The organism is Trichormus sp. NMC-1, from assembly GCF_001858025.1.
Lineage (GTDB): Bacteria > Cyanobacteriota > Cyanobacteriia > Cyanobacteriales > Nostocaceae > Anabaena.
Genome location: NZ_LZQD01000001.1, coordinates 133,851 through 152,177 on the forward strand (window position 1 = coordinate 133,851; position 18,327 = coordinate 152,177).

Genomic DNA, 18,327 nt, shown 5'->3' on the forward strand with positions numbered 1-18,327 from the left:
TTAATAGGCAATTCCCGTGTTAGAAGCTTGCGTACTGGCAACTATATTGTGCGGATTTTTCGGCATCATTCTGAAAAAAAACCTGGTAATGAAGATCGTCTCAATGGATGTGATGAGTACGGGAGTAATTGCCTTTTATGTACTAATTGCATCACGAGAAGGCTTATTTACTCCCATTATATCCAAGGTAAAAAATATTGCTTATGCCGATCCCGTTCCCCAAGCGGTGATTTTAACAGCGATAGTCATCGGTTTTTCAATTCAGGCTTTGATGCTTGTTGGTGTCATGAAATTGGCAAAGGATAATCCCACATTAGAAAGCAACGAAATTGAGAAAAATAATACACCATGAATACTATTACCATCGCTTGGGTTGCTATCCCATTTTTTCTAGGGTTCGTCATTTTTTTAGTTCCCAAACTGAACCGACATTTGACACTTTGGGGGGCTGTTGCTTCTGCTGCTTATGCAGTGCAACTATTTCTAGAACCATCACCTCTAAACCTGAATTTACTTGATAGTTTTGGGGTGACTTTAGTAGCTGATCAATTAAGCGCCTACTTTATTTTAACTAATGCCTTAGTTACGGCTGCGGTAATTATCTATTGTTGGAATAGTGATAAAACAGCGTTTTTCTATGCCCAAACTATTATTGTGCATGGTAGTTTAAATGCTGCTTTTATCTGTGCAGATTTCATTAGTTTATACGTAGCTTTAGAAGTCAGCGGTATTGCAGCTTTTTTGTTGATTGCTTATCCTCGTAGCGATCGCTCGATTTGGGTAGGTTTACGCTATCTATTTATTAGCAACACTGCCATGTTGTTTTACCTGGTTGGTGCAGTGTTAGTTTATCAAACACATCATTCTTTTAGTTTTGCAGCGTTAAAGGGTTCACCACCAGAAGCATTAGCATTAATTTTTCTCGGACTATTAATTAAAGCGGGAATTTTTGTATCTGGTTTATGGCTACCTTTAACTCATTCAGAGTCAGAAACTCCGGTTTCTGCCTTGCTTTCAGGTATTGTTGTCAAAGCCAGTGTTTTACCTTTGTTACGTTGTGCTGCCATTTCTGAGGAAATTGACACTATAGTTAGAATTTTTGGGTTAGGAACAGTTTTCATGGGTGTATCCTACGCCATTTTTGAAAAAGATACCAAGCGTCTGTTAGCATTTAGCACTATTTCCCAGTTAGGTTGGATACTTGCTGCGCCAGCGGTAGGTGGTTTTTATGCCCTAACTCATGGACTGGCAAAATCATCTTTATTTTTGACTGCTGGTTCTTTACCCAGTCGCAATTTTAAAGAACTGGAAAATAAACCTATTAATACTAACATTTGGATTGTCTTAGTTATCGCTAGTTTATCAATTTCTGGTTTTCCTTTATTGTCAGGTTTTGAAGCTAAGGCGTTAACCATGAAAAATTTAGCATCTTGGCAGTTTATAGCCATGAATGTGGCAGCAGTTGGAACAGCAATAGCCTTTTCTAAATTCATCTTTATTCCTCATAAAAAAACAGCGGAACAGGAAATAAAACCAGGTTTTTGGCCAGTAGTAATATTTTTGATTACTGGTTTAGTTTTGGCAAATGTTGTCTATTTACAGGCTTATAACGTTGCTGATATTATCAAAGCGATCGCAATTATCGGCGTTGGTTGGTTAGCATATCATTTCATTTTCAAACGGTTAGCAATATATCTACCCCGCGTATTTGAAGAATTTGAGCATTTGGTTGGTGTCATGAGTCTAACTTTAATACTGATTTTTTGGATGGCATTATCATGATTGGACATCTGATATTAAGATTAACACTTTGGTTTTTATTGACCGCTGATTTTAGTACAACCAATATTATTATTGGGTTAATAATTGCTTTTGTTTTACCACGAGGTTACACATCACGGGCAAAATTTACAGAATGGGTAAAGGTTTTAGGTCAAGTATTGGTTGCCATTGTTGTAGCTTTTAAGGAAGCATTTGAAATTATTTTATATCCCCATCATCGGGAAGAAATAATCAGAGAAGAAGTTAAACACAAACATTCTTCGCTGTTGGTTTTCATGGATATATTTCTGATTACATTTACACCGAAAACCATAGTTGTCAATCACAATGAAGAAGGATTTTATGAAGTTCATAAAATTAGTCCAGAAGGTAAATAATTAATTATGAATTTAGAAATTGTTTTACTAGCTATGATTGCGGCTTTGTTAATTCCCATTTATGAAGCCTGGAAAACGGATAATACTTGGCAGTTAATGTTAGCATTAGGGAGTATTGCCAGCAAAGTATCTATCATAATTTTAGTCATTTCTGTAGTGCGAGAGGATTGGATGATTGGTGTAGTAGGAGCGATTATGTTGAGTGTGGGAAATGCGGGATTTATGTTATTAGCTCATATTTTGAGAAGGTTAAATGAAGCATGATTAATATTATTAGTTATACCTGTATAGGTATAGGGATATTTTTCTGGTTTTGGGGTACTTCTCATTTAGTTAGCAACAAATCAGTATTATTCAAATTACACGGTCTTTCTGTTGCTGATACTCTGGGTTCAATGATTATTATTTTAGGAATTTTAATGAAAATACCCAGCAAATGGCCATTACTAATTTTAGGCATTATTTCCTTAGCTATTTGGAATACTATGCTGGGTTATGTAATTGCATATTGTTCAACTCAAGAGGCGAAAAATGAATGATTCTTATCTCTATATAATTATTGCTTTGTTACCCTTAACTGCGGGTTTATTAGTAACTCAAGTTAACCCCTATCATGCGTTAATTCTGCGTGGGGTTTTGGGTGCAATAGCAGCAATGGTAGATGCTGTTTTGGGTGCAGCAGATGTGGCTTTAACAGAAGCATTAATGGGGACAGTTTTATCTATAGTTCTTTATGCGGTAGCGGTACGTTCATCTTTAGTTTTGCGTCTTGGTGTGATTGATGATCAATTAATAGAAAAAAATCAAGATAGCAATTTTCAAGAACTTATCAATGACTTTCGCAGTGTTTTTAGTAAACATTATATGCGTTTAGAACTCGTCCCTTACAACAGTAATCAATCTTTGCAAAAGGCGTTAATTGAAAAAGAAGTTCATGCTACTTGTGCGCCACTATTAGAGACTGAACAAGCACAAGAGACCTACAAAACTGCGATTCGAGTACAACGCATCTATAACATCATTGAAAGTGAACTTTCATCACCAAACACAACTTTAACTTATATCAATGTTTTAGATTCAGGAGATAAGCATTCATGAAATGGGTTTACATTTTAGCAGGCATAGCTTTGTTTGTGAAAATGCTGGTTATGCCTGATTCAGCACCTAACTTAGCAGATATTTCTATTGCGGAAACAGTGGTTAAGGAAAGTGGTGTTATCAATGCGGTATCAGGGATTATTTTCAGAAATCGTCTATATGATACTATCTTTGAAGTAATTGTATTTACAATTGCTATTCTCGGTTCTAATTATTTACTCGCTAATGAAAGTCCATCTTGTACAATTTATCAATTCAAAGATCAACCATCTATCATTTTAGCTCGTTTGGGGGCGACAATTGCGGCTTTAGTAGGGATTGAATTAGCAATTAGAGGACATTTAAGTCCTGGGGGTGGTTTTGCTGCGGGTGTAGCTGGTGGAACAGCAATAGGTTTAATAGCAATTACTTCATCATATCAATGGATGCAGGATATTTACCAACGTAATCATGCAGCTATGTGGGAGAAGGTGTCAGTATTGGTTTTTATTATTTTAGCGGTGATAACTTTGTCGGGAATCGAGTTACCTCATGGGGAGTTAGGAACGCTGTTTAGTGGGGGAATTTTGCCGATATTAAATATCTTAGTTGCTGTTAAGGTGGCGTTGGGTTCTTGGGCGGTGGTTTTGATTTTTATTCGTTATCGAGGTTTGTTGTAGTTTTGAGTGATTTTTCAGGTAAGGTCATCGTCGATAGAATTTATTTATCCTTACCTGCTTTTATTGAATTTTCCACGCAATCAGACCAACAAGTACAAGCAAACCTAATGCTCTGCGAAAGTAATTAACACCTTGAAATAATTCTTCCCAAGCCCAAGTAAACAAAGATCCAAAAGCTAATAGATCCAATCCTAGATTAATTTTACCTGTTGTAAAAAGTATCTTTAATAAACTAGCTACAATCCAGACAATGAGTGGTAGATTGGGCATCTGAGCTATAACAATTTGTCCTTCGTTGTCTCGGAACACTTGATCAAATAATGTATTTTGCATTGAATTACTCTCTTTTTCGGCGTTTATACAAGCACGGAGATGACGAGCAAACTCACCCCAGTGAAGAAAATGTGAATTTTAAAACTCGCTTTATAATGCGGTCATTGTCTTAATCAATTCTTTAGATAAATCTGCTTTCAATCTGTGGCGCTTTTTAAAGAGAATACCTGCAAGAATATAAATATTGCAGGAATAGAAAGCTTTGCGATACTTTCTTAATTCGGCTATTCTCTGTTTTACCTTGGGTTCGGAACTATAGTATCCAAAATTCATGGGTGAAATAATAAAGTCATCAACTTGATAACCTTGAGCGGTCGCATACTCAATTGTTCCCACTGGGTCAGAATAGGCGGAAATCATTAACATTGCGCTTTGGCAATTCATGGATAGGAGTCGCTTAGTTATAGATGATCCATCTATTCCACCATGCAAAGAAGGCATATACAAATCATTACTAATCGCTGGCAAATAAGGAGGGTTAGCGATTAAAAAGTTTGCCTGGGGTTGCCAATTTCTATTAAAAAAGCAAGAGTTATGGACAATGTATTTATGCCTAAGATCATAGCTTTCAATTCGTGAATTTGCAATTTCGCAAGCGTGAGAATTTAACTCATAGCCATTAATTAAGCCATTAAATTGACTCTTTAATAAGCTATTGATAACCGGACTACCATCCCCGGCTCCAAATTCCATAATAGAACTGAAATCGTCACAGCCGTTCAAAACCATTCTCTCTAGACATTGAGAATAAAACAGTGATTCTTCAGGACAAACAAATATTTTTTTGGGTATAAAATCTGCTGGATAGGTGTTAACTACTTGTTGAGAATGTAATAAAGACTTATTCATCTAAACCTCGTTTATTACTGTTTAGTAAATGTCCATTCCAGAATTGTGATCGGGGCTTGCTTGAGGGCAGTAGTTAGAGCATCATTGCTATCATATTTTAGTTCTGATAAGTGGCAAGACTCTACATTAACCGTAAATTCATCGTTCTCAAAAGGCCAAGGCTCTACGGTTAAATTTCCATTTTCCAAACGACGCAGATCGTAACGCTGCTGATCAATACCGTGGGTAATCTCCAAGGCTCGACCATCATCTGGTATTTGCTGTTGTGCTAAAATTAACGACAGGCGATCGCACCACTGCATAAACTGATAACTTCGCTCTGCGTCCTCTTTGGCTATTCCCAACTCTTTTGTCCATTGTTCCTGGTTATGCACTTGGGTTTCTAGAAAACTCCGCCAATCTTCCGATATTTCTCTTTGGTCTTGATTCAGAAAACAAACGTGCATAGAAGTTAATAATGTTACCCATCGACCACGATAAAGTGAATCTTCTAGGTGTTTTTTAAAGGTTTCTAAAGAGGCTTCTGGCGACCCTTCTCCTAGTGTAAAATCCATGGGAGCGCCACTTGAAGTTAAGTGATTGCCCTTCCACTCTCTTTCTAAATCATCATGATGGGAGATGGCGGCGATAGTTTCGTAAAGGCGAACAGGAGAATTATTCCGTTGCCATTGACCGCCTAATTGAGCGGCTAATAGTGCATGGGCGCGATGATAAATTACATCCCACCCGTCTTTAGTTAGATTGACAATCATAGATTACTTTATGTTTAAATTTGGATTGATTTGGCATTTTGAATTAAAACCATGACCGCAGATGCAGCGCGATCGCTAATCAGTTTCTCTTGGTCATAACCAAGTATTAATTCCCAAGCATCATGGGGATACTTGTCTGCTAAAGGTAGAGCAACATCAGTTAACATCCACTGGCCATGTCGTTCATCTTCACGAATGTGTAACTCCCAATAACCCATAGCTGCATCGGAAAGTTGCAATCGTTTCGCTGCTTGCATATAATCTGTATAAATTGCGGGTCCAGCTATTTCAAAATAGGTCAGACCGCCGTTATAGCGGAGAAAATGTCGTTTCCTTTCTGTCAGCAAAAAGTTGTGATTGATACTTGCTAAAACTTGCCAAGGTACAAGATTGAAATAAGCTTCTGGTTCAGTCTTTAGTCCTAATTCAGCCATCATTTGGGCAAAAAAAGTAGAGTGTTTTCGTGATAGACGACCATTGCCATATTCTTCTAAAAGTACCCGAATTAAGGTTGCCTGAATTTCGTTACTTGCACCTCCCAAAATACGGGAAAGACGACTAGCTTCTACTAATCCATCCAAGGAGGCGATCGCTAATAATAACCGATAGCCCTCTAAGTTCATGTCTTGTTGTAGATAATGTTTTGCTGCTGATAAGGGAGGATTTAAGTCTACATTTGCTCGTTCTTGTAAAGCTCGTTTAACGTTTAAGGATTGTATTTTTTCAACATCTAATTGGGTTAATTCCCATGTTTGCCAGACTGACTCGATGCGATCGCGCACCTTTTCCACATAACTAGATCGCTCATTTGTATACGACTGCAAATCATCATACCAAAATAATTTGAGGCGATTGATTTGATAAAGTAAGCGTTGTAAAAACCCATTTGCTAATTCGGCTTTCGAGTTTTCTGTGTATGCCTCTGTTAATGCTAAAGAGAAAAATTCTTCAAAGTTTTGAATTAGATCAGGTTGTCTTTTCACCTGTTCGTCTAAATTTTCCAGCATTAGAAGCCGATGAAAATGTTGCTCTGCCTCTTTATAACTACATATTTTGATTACGGGCGATAGCATATCTACTCTGGTCTTAATTAGCATTTTTGATGATCTCCAAGTCCTTGCCATCGCCTGCGATCACGACATCCACCGAAACACTATTTTTAAGGGACAGATAGGTTGTTGCCAGGGTGGAGTCAATCCGAAAGGAGACAGGTTTTATAGATAAATTTGTCATCGTGTTTGTTATTTGGTGTTTTGTATATTGCGATCGCTCTGACTGGTTTGCGAGTCAGAGTGTTTTAGCTTAGTTTGTCAGCCAACCTAAAACAGTTATTAAACAATACGTCTCCCTATAAATAAGTTGTAGACAATGCCAATCAGTGCCAAAATCAAAAGCAGGTGAATTAAGCTGCCACCAATGTGAATTGAGACTCCTAACAACCAGAGAATGAAAAGTACAACAACAGCAGTCCAGATAAGATTCAACATATTTTCCTTTTTTATGCAGATAAAATTAGTAAAAATTCAGTCAGAGTCGATATTTTTGGTCTTTGTTTTATCTATATCTATGAGCATTGTTATGTTTTGTAATTTTATTTTATAATTAAAATATTTAAATATCATCTATAGCGAGAAACAGTTTTGATGATAATGTTGTCTATAATTAGACACATATAGCAATCTTAAATTAGAGCAAGGGTGCGTTATGCTGTGGCTAACGCACCTGAACTACTAGACATATCCGAAAAATAAATAATGTAGAGACGTTCCATGGAACGTCTCTACAAGGGTTCTAGGATACGCATATTTCATTTCTGGAGATGTCTACTTGCTACACATTAAAACGGAATAACATCACATCACCTTCTTGGACAATATACTCTTTACCTTCACTTCTGACTAAGCCTTTTTCTTTGGCTGCATTCATCGAACCATGTGTTACTAAATCATTATAAGCAACAGTTTCAGCGCGAATAAATCCCCGTTCAAAATCAGAATGAATTACTCCTGCGGCTTGAGGTGCAGACATCCCGGCATTAATTGTCCAAGCGCGGGTTTCTTTAGGACCACAGGTAAAATATGTCCGCAAACCTAAAAGAGTGTAAGTTGCACGAATCAAAGATTTTAAACCACCTTCTTTTACACCCAAAGATTCCAGAAAGTCAGCTTTATCTGCTTCTGGTAATTCCACTAATTCTGCTTCTACTTGTGCGGAAACAATCACAACTTGAGCATTTTCTTGAGCAGCAACTTCTCGCACTCTTTCCACAAAATCATTACCAGTTGCTAAGTCATCTTCAGAAACATTAGCAGCGTAAATAATCGGTTTATTGGTAAGTAATCCTAAGCCTTTAATAATTTCAGCTTCTTCTGCATTCAAACTTACTTGACGGACAGATTTACCTTCATTTAAAGCAGCGGCTAATTTTTCCAGAATTGTAACTTCAAATTGTGCATCTTTGCTGGTGCGTGCTAGTTTGCGAGTTCTATCAATACGGCGTTCAATTTGGAATAAGTCTGATAAACCAAGTTCTAAATTAATGATTTCAATATCTCGCGCTGGGTCAACTGAACCGGCAACGTGAATGATATCATCATTTTCAAAACAACGGACGACATGAACGATCGCATCAACTTCCCGAATGTGGGATAAAAATTGATTACCCAGTCCTTCTCCTTGACTTGCACCTTTCACTAAACCGGCGATATCGACAAATTCGACACGGGCGGGTACGATTTGTACTGAAGTAGCAATTTTTGCCAAAACGTTTAACCGGTCGTCTGGTACTGAGACAATGCCAACATTCGGTTCGATGGTGCAAAATGGGAAATTAGCGGCTTCGGCTTTAGCGTTAGCCACTACAGCGTTAAATAAGGTTGATTTTCCGACGTTGGGAAGTCCGACAATTCCGGCTCTTAGCATTGTAAATTTTAGATTTGGGTTTCAATTATAAGGATAATTCAAACAGGTTGAGGAATGGTTTGGGGAATTGGCCCTGGTACGGTTTGGGGAATTGGTGCGGGGACTGTTTCTGGTACTGGTTCGGGGAAAGGTGGGGGAATGGTTGGCTCTTGTGGTGTAGGCTGAGGACGTGGTGGTAGGGGGTTAATTTCAGGAGTGGGAATTTGGGGTTCGGGGATGGAGATAGCAGCGGGATTAATCATGGTTAGTCTAAGTTGATAATGATGTAAAAAACTTTGTAGAGACGTTACATGGAACATCTCTACATTTAAAAAGATGACTCTTCTCACATCTTGCACCTGGCGACTGGAAGTCCCGGCTAGACAGACAAAACCCGCCTACGCGGGTTTGAAACCACTGATTTTCCGTGAGTCCGCGCAGGCGGACTTAGTTTGTGTAGCCACGAATTCTATTCGTTAGGGCTTGGTGCAAGATATGTGTCTTGGGGAATCGCCTTTAAACAAATAGATTGGGAGTAATTACGGCTAAAACTCCACCTATTGTTGATGCGACTAGGGAGACAAAAGCGGCGTTAAATAGCCACCAAGCCGCATCTGCGAGGGCTTTTTTACTATCAATTGCTTGTTGTTTGGCTTGCTCTCTAATAGCTTGTAGTCTTTTTTGGGTTTCTTGCTGGATGCGTTCGGCTCGGTGTAATACGCTATCCCGCGCTGATTCAACACGATTGATAATCTGATTAGCTTGCTCTGGAGAGATATCTGAACGAGAACTGAGGAGAGCAACTAGGGTATCATGGTCGAATTGAGAAAAGCGATCGCGCAATGCTTCAAATCCAGCTTGCGGATCATCGAAGATTTTAGCAACATCGTGCTGAATGCCTTCATAACTGAGTTCGGGACGGTCTAAGGCGTTGAGATAGTCGCGAACTCTGCCAAAAACACTGTCAACTAGCGATCGCATTCTTTGCTGAATTTGCTCGAATTGTTGAACTATCGAATCACGCACAGATTCAATTTGGTCTACAATTCGGTTTGCTTCTTCTTCAGAAATATCCTCACGTTGAGAAAGCAAAGCTACCAATGTAGAACGGTCAAATTTAGAAACACGCTCACCTAAACTACCAATACCTGCACCTGGTGAAGACAACAATAATTGCAAATCGCGTTTGATTCCTTCAGGACTCAATTCTTCTTTGTGGGTGTTACGGAGGTAATTTTCCAGATTGGCTTCAAAGTCTACCACCTGTTTAGTCGTGCGTTGCGCCAAACGTTGGGGTGCTTTAATAATATTAGCGATCGCTTGTTGTACAGAGTCGATGATTTGATTAACTTGCTCTTCATTCAAATCTTCGCGTCCAGCCAACAATTTAACTAATGTTTCCTGGTCAAATTGCGACAAGCGATTACGTAATGCTACAGCACCTTCTCTGGGGTCATTCAACAACTGTTGCAAATCTCGCTGAATACCTTCTGGATTAAGTTCTTCCAAGTTGGTATTTCGCAGATATTCTCTTATCGCTGTAGTCGTTTGTTCATACTGTTCTTGCGCTTTTTCGCCAACTTTCTGTGGTGCTTGCAGAATATTATCTTTTACTTTTTCCAAAGAGTCCAGAGTTTGGTTAATTTCTGACTCACTCAAATCTTGACGCTGACTCAATAATTGCACCAGCGTATCTCTATCGAATTGCGATAAGCGAGAACTTAAAAGACTTATTCCTGCTTGTGGGTCTTCTAACAAAACTTGAAAATCACGCTTAATCCCTTCTGGATTCAGTTCTTCTTTGTTAGTATTCCGCAGATAATCTTCTACCCTTTGACGCAATTCATCAGCTTTATTTCTGGCTTGTTCTTGCGATTCTCTAGCTTGATCAATGATATGATCACGGGTGCTTTCGAGTTGACCAATAATATTATTAGCTTCTTCTTCGCTAATATCATGACGTTGCTGGAGTAATGGGAAGAATGTATCCCGATTAAATTTGCTCAACCGTTCCTGTAAATCTTCAAAACCAGCTTCTGGATCTCCCAGTATCACTCCAAAGTTACGCTCAATTCCTTCTAGATTCAATTCTTCTTGATTCTCATTTCGCAAATAATCTTCTATCTGACTGCGAAGATTTTGTGATTTCTCTTGTTTTTCCGCCTGTTGAACAATTGGTAAAACTTCTTGCCGAATACTTTCTAATTGTTCAGAAATTTCTCGCATCCTATCTTCATTGATGTCACCACGTTGTTGCAGCAAATTAGAAAAGTAATCTTGATTGATTTCTTCTAAATTATGGCGGACAGTGCTGGGGTTGGCATTGGGGTCATAAATCACTTCTCTAAATTCATCTTGAATCGTCAGGTGATTAAAATGCCAAGGGAAAGAATTAAGGATATATTCTTCTACATCAGCCTTGATAGTATTTTGAGGTTGTGTGGATAATTTTCCACCTAATTGAGTACCTATTTTACTTGCTTGTTCACTGGTTTTGTTAATAACCTGTTTTAGTTGCTCAATAATTTTATTGATATCAACATCTTGAGCTTTACTGCCAATTTTTTTCAGTTCAGTTGTGATTTCTTGAACATTGATATCAGAAATGTTAGCTCTCTCTAACACTGCTGTTCCTGCTGCACCTAAGCCATATTGAATAGCTTGATTGAGAAAACCATTAGTTTGTTTACCGTTTCCACCACCAACAGTGATCAGTTGTTGCAGTCTTTCACCTAATTTTTCTGATTTTAATTCTTCTGGACTAGCAGACTTCAGTAAATCCAGCACTTTCTCTGTGGGATTTTGGCGATTTAAAACTTGCTTCCAAGCATCCTCTAGTTGGTCAGCAATTTTATTCACATCTTCTTGAGAAAAGTCTGTCCGACTGCTGATTAAATCAACAAAAGTTTGACGGTTGATATTTTTGAGAAATTCTCTATCGCCAATATCTCGCAAATCTACATCTTTTAACAACTGGTCAAATTGACTTCTAATTTCTTTGATATCTAGGCTTGGTAACTGTAGAGAACTCAAAGAAGTTTGCAAAGTATTTTTAATACTATCAGCATCAAAACCAGAAGTTAATTCTCGACGCACTGCGGCGGTTATTTCTTCAGCCGTAGAAACCATTTGTTTTTGAGCAACATTAGCACCAATAGCAGAAGTCGCTGTACCCAACAAACCTTGAATACCATTCGTTACAGTGCTAACAAAAGAACCAATTACAGAACCTACAGCATTAGAACCCAGCCACATGATGACTGTGAAGTAGGTTGACCAAATAACGACACCGATTATTGCACCCAAAAATGCACTTTGAATTAAGCTCAGTTTAACCGCTAAAAAACAAGCGATAAATAATGCCAGACTGGAAGAAAAAATTGCCCAAGTCCCAATCTTGGCTTCAACTTTGCGAATACTTCCACCTACTGTTTGTGTATCATCAACATCAGAATATGCACCAGTTCCTAAAGCTGAAATTCCCGCAGCTACAGAGAGATTAGTAAATAATAATTGAAAAGCAAATGCCATGACTACACCACATAGCAAAGCCAACAAAAATTTAGGACTAGAAAAAATCAATGGTGTTTGTACGGGAGTTAACACTTTAGCCGTTGCTTTTATCGGTGCTAATCCTAAATGTAAATAGCACGACTCAAAAGTCATGATCAAATTTGAAAAAATCATTCTTTTCTCCTTAAATCTGAAGTAAAAACTACATAAGTTTCGTTAGAATAGCACCTCCAAACTACTCAAATTTTAATAATCCTACTGTGGAAATAATTCTGCTCATTGTCAGTATCAAAAGACTAATTATTACCCATCTAAAAAGTCAATCTAGTTGTAGTAGAGGTTTGACTCTCTCTTCTGACAGATGAAATGAGCAAACAAGTTTTTAGTGCTTATAAAGTGGCTAAAATCTGGTTTTAGTTTAAGGGGAGCAAATGTTGTGATTGTATACAGCGATTTCCACATTCATGAGGTACAGCAAGAAAGAATTAACTGCATAGAGAAGAGGATGGACGCAGATAAGTTGCTACTTCAGTAGACTAGAAAACCCTATATACAGATTAGCTTCGTCTTGTCTCTAAAATCTTCTACCATTCGACACATAGGGTTCTATGCTGCAAGAGCGATATATTTAGCTAAGAACTCTGGTTGACTAAGAAAACTACAGAAATTACGCAGAAATGAAGTAAAAGTCTTGATTTTTTGTAGGGGTAATTTATTATATAATATATATGAAGGCTTCCCGTAAGTGCTACGGGCAAGCTATGTTTAGTTATCATTTTTGTTAAACAATTCTAATAACCCAATTGTACCGACAAAAAATGTATATGTTCCATATTTGATTGGTGTCTGATTTTGAGCGGGTGCATAATAAGCCGCAATTATTCCTTCTAGAAAATGAGCCGATAATGCAACATGAGCAATTATCAAAGCGGGAGTTAAGATACTTGGTATTTGACTGTTAGTTATTGATGTTTGGATATTCCATAATTCTAAGCCTATTGCACTGGTGATAAGTGTGATGGATATGACTTTGATGATTGGGAATAGTTTGAATTTGATATCTTTTAAGTTCATGTTGCTTGATTATTTAGGTAATAATAGGTTACATTTTATTACATCAAATTATTGATTAACTCATCTATTTTTAAAAGTTCCTCAGTAATTTGCTTAACCGTATTTAATTCAGTTGCAGGATCTGGAGGTTGAAAAGTTCTGTATGATGTAGCTGATTTATGAGCTACCTTACCACGGTTTTCGCCAAATGTATTCATGGTAGCAAGCCAAGCAGGATCTAAATCATCACTATCTATCCCTATTGGTAATAGTAATGCCAAAATATGATCTTCTTTGACTCCATGATTTTGACTAATAACCCTTTTAAAACTTTCCAAAGCTAAGTCTATTTTCTTAGATATCTTGATTTTTTCCTCTTTAACTGTTTTACTTCCCTTTTTTGGTGTAAGTGTATCTGGTGGTTCATCCATAGTTAAACCAGAGAACCCAAGTAGACATATTAAAGTGCGAGTAGTCTTACCTGTTGTATCCCAAAGACTCTTGGCATTTTGAACAATTTCCCAAGCTCTCTCTTCAAGATAATACTCAATTTCAGCATGAGCAAAAACTCTGTATGCAGCAGTTTTGGATAACTGACTCTCAGAATATGAACCTGTCGGGCTAATCTCAGGAATAAATTCCTCCTTTAACCTATTTAGCTCCCTGTTTAAAGTAAGAAATGTAGAAGATTCTGACATATTTCGATAACAACCTACCTCAAACCATTGAAAATAATCCGATTATCAACGAGTTCAGGTAGGTTAAACTCTACGTCTAAAACTTCTAATAGACTTTCACCCCACAATCTCAAACGATTGTAAGTTTCACGAATGTTCTTGGTTGTTCCTTCAACACCTTCTCTAAATTTGTTGTTTGATGAACATAATTTTTTTAAAGCTTCTTGAACTTTGTCTTTATGTCTTTCAGCAGATTGTCTTATGATTTCGTCTGAAAAATAAAAAACCATTACATCTAAAATTGCTCTATTAAAGCGTCTTCTATAGATTTTATCGTTGTTTAACCACATACGAGAAAAGTTTCTTTCTCCAAATATATTAATGGTTGTCTGTACTGCTTCTTCAAATTGGTTAACTACATTTTCAACATCATCATGTATGTTATCCCAATCTTTATTAAGTTCTTGACAAGTCATATCAAGAAATGCTTTCAGATTTCCCCGATATTCAGATAGGAAATAATGGAATCCTACATAACGTAATAGTAATTCGACATCTCGCATCCGAAAATCAGGATTTGGTGATTTGAATATTTTTTTAAGAGCCTGACTTTTAATTGATTGATCATCTAAGAAATTAATAAACAAACCAGGATGCAATGCTTGCCGAAGTTCTTGTGCAGATAAAGGTGTACTTTGTACATTCAAACGTAGAAAAATTTTATAAAGGAAATTTTCGCTATTTATATTCCGCAGAACTATAGTACGAATAGTTTGGTTATCAATATCATCAACCTCTCTACTCAAAAATAAATGACTTGTTAAATCCTCATATTTATACCCATTCATATCAGTCCTAAATTCTAAATTTTTTAATGCAAAGTTATTGTTTGTCGTTTCACTTCTACCATAAAATTGAAGAATAGTTAACAATCGTTGTTTACCATCAAGAACGATGAATTTACCTTTCTCCTGACGATTAACAGCTAATACTATTTGTGGTACTGGAAATCCAAGTATAAGTGATTCAATAAACCTACTTTTACGAGTTATATCCCAGGCATCTCTTCTTTGAAATCTTGGATTTAGCAATATATTCTCACGAATAAGTTGATCAAGTATTGTTGCTGTTGTCCAATCACTTCCCGAAACAACAATTTTTGATATTTCCTTTAGCTCGGATTTCAGGTTGATATTAGACTGAGACTCAATTTCTTGATCTTCATCTTCTTCAAAAAACTCTACTTCTTCGTTAGGCATAGTTTTAGTCTGCATAAAAATTTGAACTTGGATAGAATATACCTTATTAGTTAATTATATTCTATACTTGTTCAGTTTTACCTAAAGTCCTAAACGCTTCCTTTCCTCCCAAAAATGCTCAATCAAAACCTAACCCCCCTCATAGATGCCTTAAAAGCCTGTACAAGCCGTCCTCACGCACCCTTTTACACCCCAGGACATAAACGCGGTGCGGGCATTTCCCCAGTTTTAACTGATTTATTAGGTAAAGATGTTTTCCGTGCTGACTTAACAGAATTAGCAGAATTAGATAATTTATTCAAACCAGAAAATGCAATTCTCGCAGCCCAAGAACTCGCGGCGGAGGCTTTTGGTGCTGAAAAAACATGGTTTTTAGTTAATGGTTCTACCTGTGGAATTGAAGCTGCAATTCTCGCTACTTGCAGAATGGGAGAAAAAATAATTCTGCCACGAAATGTTCATTCTTCGGTTATTTCTGGTTTAATTCTTTCTGGTGCAATTCCTATTTTTATTCAACCTGAATATGATAAAGATTTAGATATTGCTCATAGCATTACACCGGAAGCAGTAAAAGCAGCATTAGCAAAACATCCAGATGCAAAAGCAGTGCTGACAGTTTATCCTACATATTACGGAGTTTGTGGAGATTTGCAAGCGATCGCACAACTCACCCACCAATACAATATTCCCCTTCTCGTAGACGAAGCACATGGCGCACATTTCCATTTTCACCCAGAATTACCGACTTCAGCATTAGCCGCAGGTGCAGATTTAACAGTGCAGTCTATTCATAAAACCCTCGGTGCAATGACACAGGCATCAATGTTACATATTCAAGGAAATAGAATTGATATTGATAGAGTCAATAAAGCTTTGCAATTAGTGCAATCTACAAGTCCTAGTTTTATACTCCTAGCTTCTCTAGATGCCGCACGTCAACAAATGGCTATTAATGGAGAAAAGTTGATGTTTGAGACTTTGCAATTAGCAGAAATAGCCAGAAGTCAAATTAATCAAATTCCCAGTTTATCTACTCCTCTTGCTGAGAAAGAAAAATCACCTGGATTTATAGATTTAGATAAAACACGATTAACAGTTAATGTTTCTAAATTAGATTTAACAGGTTTTGCGGCTGAAGAAATTCTTAATCAAATGGGTGTTACCCCAGAATTTTCCTCTCTTCAAAATCTGATATTTATCATTAGCTTGGGAAACACAAAGGAGGATATTAACGCCTTAGTTCAAGGAGTAAAAAGTCTAACTCGGATACCACACTTGACAGGTCAGTACAATATATGTAAATATAGGAACGATGATAAACTTGACTATATCTCTTGCCTTTCTCCTCGTGAGGCTTTTTTTGCTAATAGTGAAATCTTACCTTGGGAGAAAACAGAAGGAAGAATTTGTGCAGAAATTGTTTGTCCATATCCTCCAGGAATTCCTTTGTTAATGCCTGGAGAACTAATAACAAAAGCGAGTTTAGACGAGATCCAAAAAATTGCCGAATTGGGTGGTTTGATCACAGGTTGCGCGGATGAAACATTGAAAACTTTAAAAGTTGTCGCTGTTTGACGCTCCCTAACCTATAGATGGACTATTACGGCGTTTTATATAAAAATATGGATACAAACTTTGTTTCTAAATAGTAATATGTCAAAACAATTGAGTGATTTTCAGGTTTTCCCTAAACATATTGGCACTTGGTCAGGTTACTGGATCAGAATGGATGCTAATGCTCAAGAAACAGATCGTTTTGAAGCAGAAGTTACACAAAATATAGTTGATAATCAATGGTTGCAAACCAATACTTACCATTATGCTGATGGTAGAACTGTCACTAACAGTTTTGTTGGTAAGGTAATTAGTAATGATGAAATAGAAATAGAAGCCGTAGATGTTCCCACCTGGGCAAATTTTACCACTATCGCACGGGAACATGGAGATAGCATTATCATTTTTAATGTCTGGAATAAAGCTACTGGTAAATTATTTGCAACGGAAATGATTAATCTGGTGAATAACGATAATAAATATCGCACTAGCCAAAGCTTTACAGAAGATGGTCAATTGAAAGGCTTGATGTTGATAGTTGAAAAGCGTATTTCTTGAAAAGTTGATAGGTAAACAGTCAATAATACCGAGATACCCGAATTCTCAAAAAAAAAATCGGGTATCTATCTCATTTGATAACTGTTAAATTCCCTTTTTTACTAAGTCTTTATAGACAGGGGAATTGGGCTTAAGTAGATTCCGCACACTTTCTTCTAAATCCCCTTGTTGCAATAAAGAATCTCCCATCAAGACGGCATTAACACCAGCATCAGCAATCAGGGATAAATCAGCCGAAGTTTCGATTCCCGATTCGCTGATCACGATAATACCTAACTTTTGTAATTGCGATCGCCTCGCTGCCATTAATTGCTGAGTGGTGCTAACATTGACAGTAAAATCTTCCAAACTGCGGTTGTTAATTCCTACTATGCGTACGTCGTCTAACTTGAGTACCCGATCCAATTCAGTTAAGTTATGGACTTCCACTACAGCATTCATTCCCAAGTAGTGAATCACACGCAAAAAGTTATGTATCTCTCGATCTGAAAGAATAGCCGCAATCAATAATATCGCATCAGCACCCGCAGCCCTTGCTAAGTAAATTTGGCAGGGATCGAGGATAAAATCTTTGCACAGTAAAGGTAATGCTATTCGATGACGGATAGCACGCAGATACTCAAAACCTCCCTGAAAAAACTTTTGGTCAGTAACGACAGATAGACAAGTTGCTCCACCACGCTCATATGCCTTAGCGATCGCTACTGGATTAAACTCTGCTTTAATCAGACCTTGAGTAGGTAATACTGGTTTTACCTCTGCAATTAAACTAGGTTTATCAAGACTTTGCTGCACAGCTGTAAAAAAATCTCGTACAGTCGGAGCAGCTGTTAATTGACGTTGTAAAGAAGCTAAAGACATTTCTTGCTGCATTTGTGCGACTTCTAGCTTTTTTTGCCACACAATTTCTCTGAGGATAGGTTGCAGCCGACTATTAGAGATACTAACTGGGTAAATCATGG

The 18,327-nt window shown here is 37.4% G+C and carries 22 protein-coding genes; 9 read left to right on the plus strand and 13 right to left on the minus strand.

Annotation, left to right across the window (positions count from 1 at the left end; all coding sequences use genetic code 11):
- Positions 1 to 16 precede the first annotated feature (16 nt).
- The 7 genes from A9Y75_RS00630 to A9Y75_RS00660 are packed head-to-tail and all read left to right on the plus strand — an operon-like array spanning position 17 to position 3,916.
- Entirely contained in the window at positions 17 to 352 is a 336-nt protein-coding gene (locus A9Y75_RS00630) for a cation:proton antiporter subunit C (protein WP_071187261.1), read from the plus strand.
- Positions 349 to 1,782 (plus strand): cation:proton antiporter, encoded by a 1,434-nt coding sequence (locus tag A9Y75_RS00635; protein WP_071187263.1) that lies wholly within the window; start codon positions 349 to 351, stop codon positions 1,780 to 1,782. The genes A9Y75_RS00630 and A9Y75_RS00635 overlap by 4 nt, the downstream gene beginning before the upstream one ends.
- Positions 1,779 to 2,159, plus strand: a complete 381-nt coding sequence (locus A9Y75_RS00640; RefSeq protein ID WP_071187265.1) for a Na+/H+ antiporter subunit E — start codon at positions 1,779 to 1,781, stop codon at positions 2,157 to 2,159. The genes A9Y75_RS00635 and A9Y75_RS00640 overlap by 4 nt, the downstream gene beginning before the upstream one ends.
- Positions 2,160 to 2,165: 6 nt before the next feature.
- Positions 2,166 to 2,423, plus strand: coding sequence for a hypothetical protein (locus A9Y75_RS00645; RefSeq protein ID WP_071187267.1), 258 nt, complete (start codon positions 2,166 to 2,168; stop codon positions 2,421 to 2,423).
- Positions 2,420 to 2,698, plus strand: a complete 279-nt coding sequence (locus A9Y75_RS00650; protein ID WP_071187269.1) for a monovalent cation/H(+) antiporter subunit G — start codon at positions 2,420 to 2,422, stop codon at positions 2,696 to 2,698. Before A9Y75_RS00645 ends, A9Y75_RS00650 begins: the two co-directional genes overlap by 4 nt.
- Entirely contained in the window at positions 2,691 to 3,257 is a 567-nt protein-coding gene (locus tag A9Y75_RS00655; RefSeq protein ID WP_071187271.1) for a DUF4040 domain-containing protein, read from the plus strand. Before A9Y75_RS00650 ends, A9Y75_RS00655 begins: the two co-directional genes overlap by 8 nt.
- A complete protein-coding gene (locus A9Y75_RS00660; RefSeq protein WP_071187273.1) occupies positions 3,254 to 3,916 on the plus strand; it encodes a Na(+)/H(+) antiporter subunit B in 663 nt (220 codons plus the stop codon). Before A9Y75_RS00655 ends, A9Y75_RS00660 begins: the two co-directional genes overlap by 4 nt.
- A gap of 60 nt (positions 3,917 to 3,976) precedes the next feature.
- Here A9Y75_RS00660 and A9Y75_RS00665 read toward each other — a convergent pair whose 3' ends face one another.
- From A9Y75_RS00665 to A9Y75_RS00710, 12 genes are all read right to left on the minus strand, one after another.
- Positions 3,977 to 4,249 carry a hypothetical protein gene (locus tag A9Y75_RS00665; protein WP_071187275.1) on the minus strand — a complete coding sequence of 91 codons (273 nt, stop codon included), beginning with the start codon at positions 4,247 to 4,249 and terminating at the stop codon, positions 3,977 to 3,979.
- 90 nt (positions 4,250 to 4,339) lie between these two features.
- Entirely contained in the window at positions 4,340 to 5,098 is a 759-nt protein-coding gene (locus A9Y75_RS00670; protein ID WP_083389459.1) for an SAM-dependent methyltransferase, read from the minus strand.
- Between the two features lie 14 nt (positions 5,099 to 5,112).
- Positions 5,113 to 5,850: a DUF3891 family protein gene (locus A9Y75_RS00675; RefSeq protein WP_071187278.1), complete on the minus strand. Its 738-nt coding sequence runs from the start codon at positions 5,848 to 5,850 to the stop codon at positions 5,113 to 5,115.
- A gap of 14 nt (positions 5,851 to 5,864) precedes the next feature.
- On the minus strand, positions 5,865 to 6,947 hold the full coding sequence (locus A9Y75_RS00680) for an iron-containing redox enzyme family protein (RefSeq protein WP_071187281.1): 1,083 nt from the start codon (positions 6,945 to 6,947) through the stop codon (positions 5,865 to 5,867).
- Positions 6,937 to 7,083 carry a hypothetical protein gene (locus tag A9Y75_RS28070; protein WP_177176063.1) on the minus strand — a complete coding sequence of 49 codons (147 nt, stop codon included), beginning with the start codon at positions 7,081 to 7,083 and terminating at the stop codon, positions 6,937 to 6,939. Before A9Y75_RS28070 ends, A9Y75_RS00680 begins: the two co-directional genes overlap by 11 nt.
- A gap of 98 nt (positions 7,084 to 7,181) precedes the next feature.
- Positions 7,182 to 7,337 carry a lmo0937 family membrane protein gene (locus A9Y75_RS27080; RefSeq protein ID WP_127053860.1) on the minus strand — a complete coding sequence of 52 codons (156 nt, stop codon included), beginning with the start codon at positions 7,335 to 7,337 and terminating at the stop codon, positions 7,182 to 7,184.
- Positions 7,338 to 7,680: 343 nt separating this feature from the next.
- Positions 7,681 to 8,772: a redox-regulated ATPase YchF gene (gene ychF, locus A9Y75_RS00685; protein ID WP_071187283.1), complete on the minus strand. Its 1,092-nt coding sequence runs from the start codon at positions 8,770 to 8,772 to the stop codon at positions 7,681 to 7,683.
- Positions 8,773 to 8,810: 38 nt separating this feature from the next.
- Complete coding sequence (locus A9Y75_RS00690) at positions 8,811 to 9,014, minus strand: hypothetical protein (protein WP_071187286.1); 204 nt, start codon at positions 9,012 to 9,014, stop codon at positions 8,811 to 8,813.
- Between the two features lie 253 nt (positions 9,015 to 9,267).
- Entirely contained in the window at positions 9,268 to 12,417 is a 3,150-nt protein-coding gene (locus tag A9Y75_RS00695) for an MFS transporter (RefSeq protein ID WP_236721288.1), read from the minus strand.
- 612 nt (positions 12,418 to 13,029) lie between these two features.
- A complete protein-coding gene (locus tag A9Y75_RS00700) occupies positions 13,030 to 13,338 on the minus strand; it encodes a hypothetical protein (protein WP_071187290.1) in 309 nt (102 codons plus the stop codon).
- 38 nt (positions 13,339 to 13,376) lie between these two features.
- Entirely contained in the window at positions 13,377 to 14,015 is a 639-nt protein-coding gene (locus A9Y75_RS00705) for a HEPN domain-containing protein (protein WP_071187291.1), read from the minus strand.
- 14 nt (positions 14,016 to 14,029) lie between these two features.
- Complete coding sequence (locus tag A9Y75_RS00710) at positions 14,030 to 15,253, minus strand: DUF262 domain-containing protein (protein WP_236721289.1); 1,224 nt, start codon at positions 15,251 to 15,253, stop codon at positions 14,030 to 14,032.
- 114 nt (positions 15,254 to 15,367) lie between these two features.
- On the opposite strand from A9Y75_RS00710, the gene A9Y75_RS00715 reads away from it, so the two are divergent.
- Complete coding sequence (locus A9Y75_RS00715) at positions 15,368 to 16,828, plus strand: aminotransferase class I/II-fold pyridoxal phosphate-dependent enzyme (protein ID WP_071187297.1); 1,461 nt, start codon at positions 15,368 to 15,370, stop codon at positions 16,826 to 16,828.
- 78 nt (positions 16,829 to 16,906) lie between these two features.
- The gene (locus tag A9Y75_RS00720; RefSeq protein ID WP_071187299.1) at positions 16,907 to 17,365 is read left to right on the plus strand and encodes a DUF3598 family protein; all 459 of its coding nucleotides are present in this window, start codon (positions 16,907 to 16,909) and stop codon (positions 17,363 to 17,365) included.
- An 84-nt stretch (positions 17,366 to 17,449) separates the two neighbouring features.
- Here A9Y75_RS00720 and trpC read toward each other — a convergent pair whose 3' ends face one another.
- The gene (gene trpC / locus A9Y75_RS00725) at positions 17,450 to 18,325 is read right to left on the minus strand and encodes an indole-3-glycerol phosphate synthase TrpC (RefSeq protein ID WP_071187301.1); all 876 of its coding nucleotides are present in this window, start codon (positions 18,323 to 18,325) and stop codon (positions 17,450 to 17,452) included.
- Between the last annotated feature and the right edge of the window lie 2 nt (positions 18,326 to 18,327).

Bases quoted from the DNA above. Each gene is read 5' to 3' on its own strand.
- A9Y75_RS00695 (WP_236721288.1), bottom strand. From the start codon at position 12,417: ATGACTTTTGAGTCGTGCTATTTACATTTAGGATTAGCACCGATAAAA.
- A9Y75_RS00710 (WP_236721289.1), bottom strand. From the start codon at position 15,253: ATGCCTAACGAAGAAGTAGAGTTTTTTGAAGAAGATGAAGATCAAGAA.
- A9Y75_RS00645 (WP_071187267.1), top strand. From the start codon at position 2,166: ATGAATTTAGAAATTGTTTTACTAGCTATGATTGCGGCTTTGTTAATT.
- ychF (WP_071187283.1), bottom strand. From the start codon at position 8,772: ATGCTAAGAGCCGGAATTGTCGGACTTCCCAACGTCGGAAAATCAACC.
- A9Y75_RS00680 (WP_071187281.1), bottom strand. From the start codon at position 6,947: ATGCTAATTAAGACCAGAGTAGATATGCTATCGCCCGTAATCAAAATA.
- A9Y75_RS28070 (WP_177176063.1), bottom strand. From the start codon at position 7,083: ATGACAAATTTATCTATAAAACCTGTCTCCTTTCGGATTGACTCCACC.
- A9Y75_RS00690 (WP_071187286.1), bottom strand. From the start codon at position 9,014: ATGATTAATCCCGCTGCTATCTCCATCCCCGAACCCCAAATTCCCACT.
- A9Y75_RS27080 (WP_127053860.1), bottom strand. From the start codon at position 7,337: ATGTTGAATCTTATCTGGACTGCTGTTGTTGTACTTTTCATTCTCTGG.
- A9Y75_RS00660 (WP_071187273.1), top strand. From the start codon at position 3,254: ATGAAATGGGTTTACATTTTAGCAGGCATAGCTTTGTTTGTGAAAATG.
- A9Y75_RS00655 (WP_071187271.1), top strand. From the start codon at position 2,691: ATGAATGATTCTTATCTCTATATAATTATTGCTTTGTTACCCTTAACT.
- A9Y75_RS00670 (WP_083389459.1), bottom strand. From the start codon at position 5,098: ATGAATAAGTCTTTATTACATTCTCAACAAGTAGTTAACACCTATCCA.
- A9Y75_RS00720 (WP_071187299.1), top strand. From the start codon at position 16,907: ATGTCAAAACAATTGAGTGATTTTCAGGTTTTCCCTAAACATATTGGC.
- A9Y75_RS00705 (WP_071187291.1), bottom strand. From the start codon at position 14,015: ATGTCAGAATCTTCTACATTTCTTACTTTAAACAGGGAGCTAAATAGG.
- A9Y75_RS00675 (WP_071187278.1), bottom strand. From the start codon at position 5,850: ATGATTGTCAATCTAACTAAAGACGGGTGGGATGTAATTTATCATCGC.
- A9Y75_RS00700 (WP_071187290.1), bottom strand. From the start codon at position 13,338: ATGAACTTAAAAGATATCAAATTCAAACTATTCCCAATCATCAAAGTC.
- A9Y75_RS00635 (WP_071187263.1), top strand. From the start codon at position 349: ATGAATACTATTACCATCGCTTGGGTTGCTATCCCATTTTTTCTAGGG.
- A9Y75_RS00715 (WP_071187297.1), top strand. From the start codon at position 15,368: ATGCTCAATCAAAACCTAACCCCCCTCATAGATGCCTTAAAAGCCTGT.
- A9Y75_RS00650 (WP_071187269.1), top strand. From the start codon at position 2,420: ATGATTAATATTATTAGTTATACCTGTATAGGTATAGGGATATTTTTC.
- A9Y75_RS00640 (WP_071187265.1), top strand. From the start codon at position 1,779: ATGATTGGACATCTGATATTAAGATTAACACTTTGGTTTTTATTGACC.
- A9Y75_RS00665 (WP_071187275.1), bottom strand. From the start codon at position 4,249: ATGCAAAATACATTATTTGATCAAGTGTTCCGAGACAACGAAGGACAA.
- trpC (WP_071187301.1), bottom strand. From the start codon at position 18,325: ATGATTTACCCAGTTAGTATCTCTAATAGTCGGCTGCAACCTATCCTC.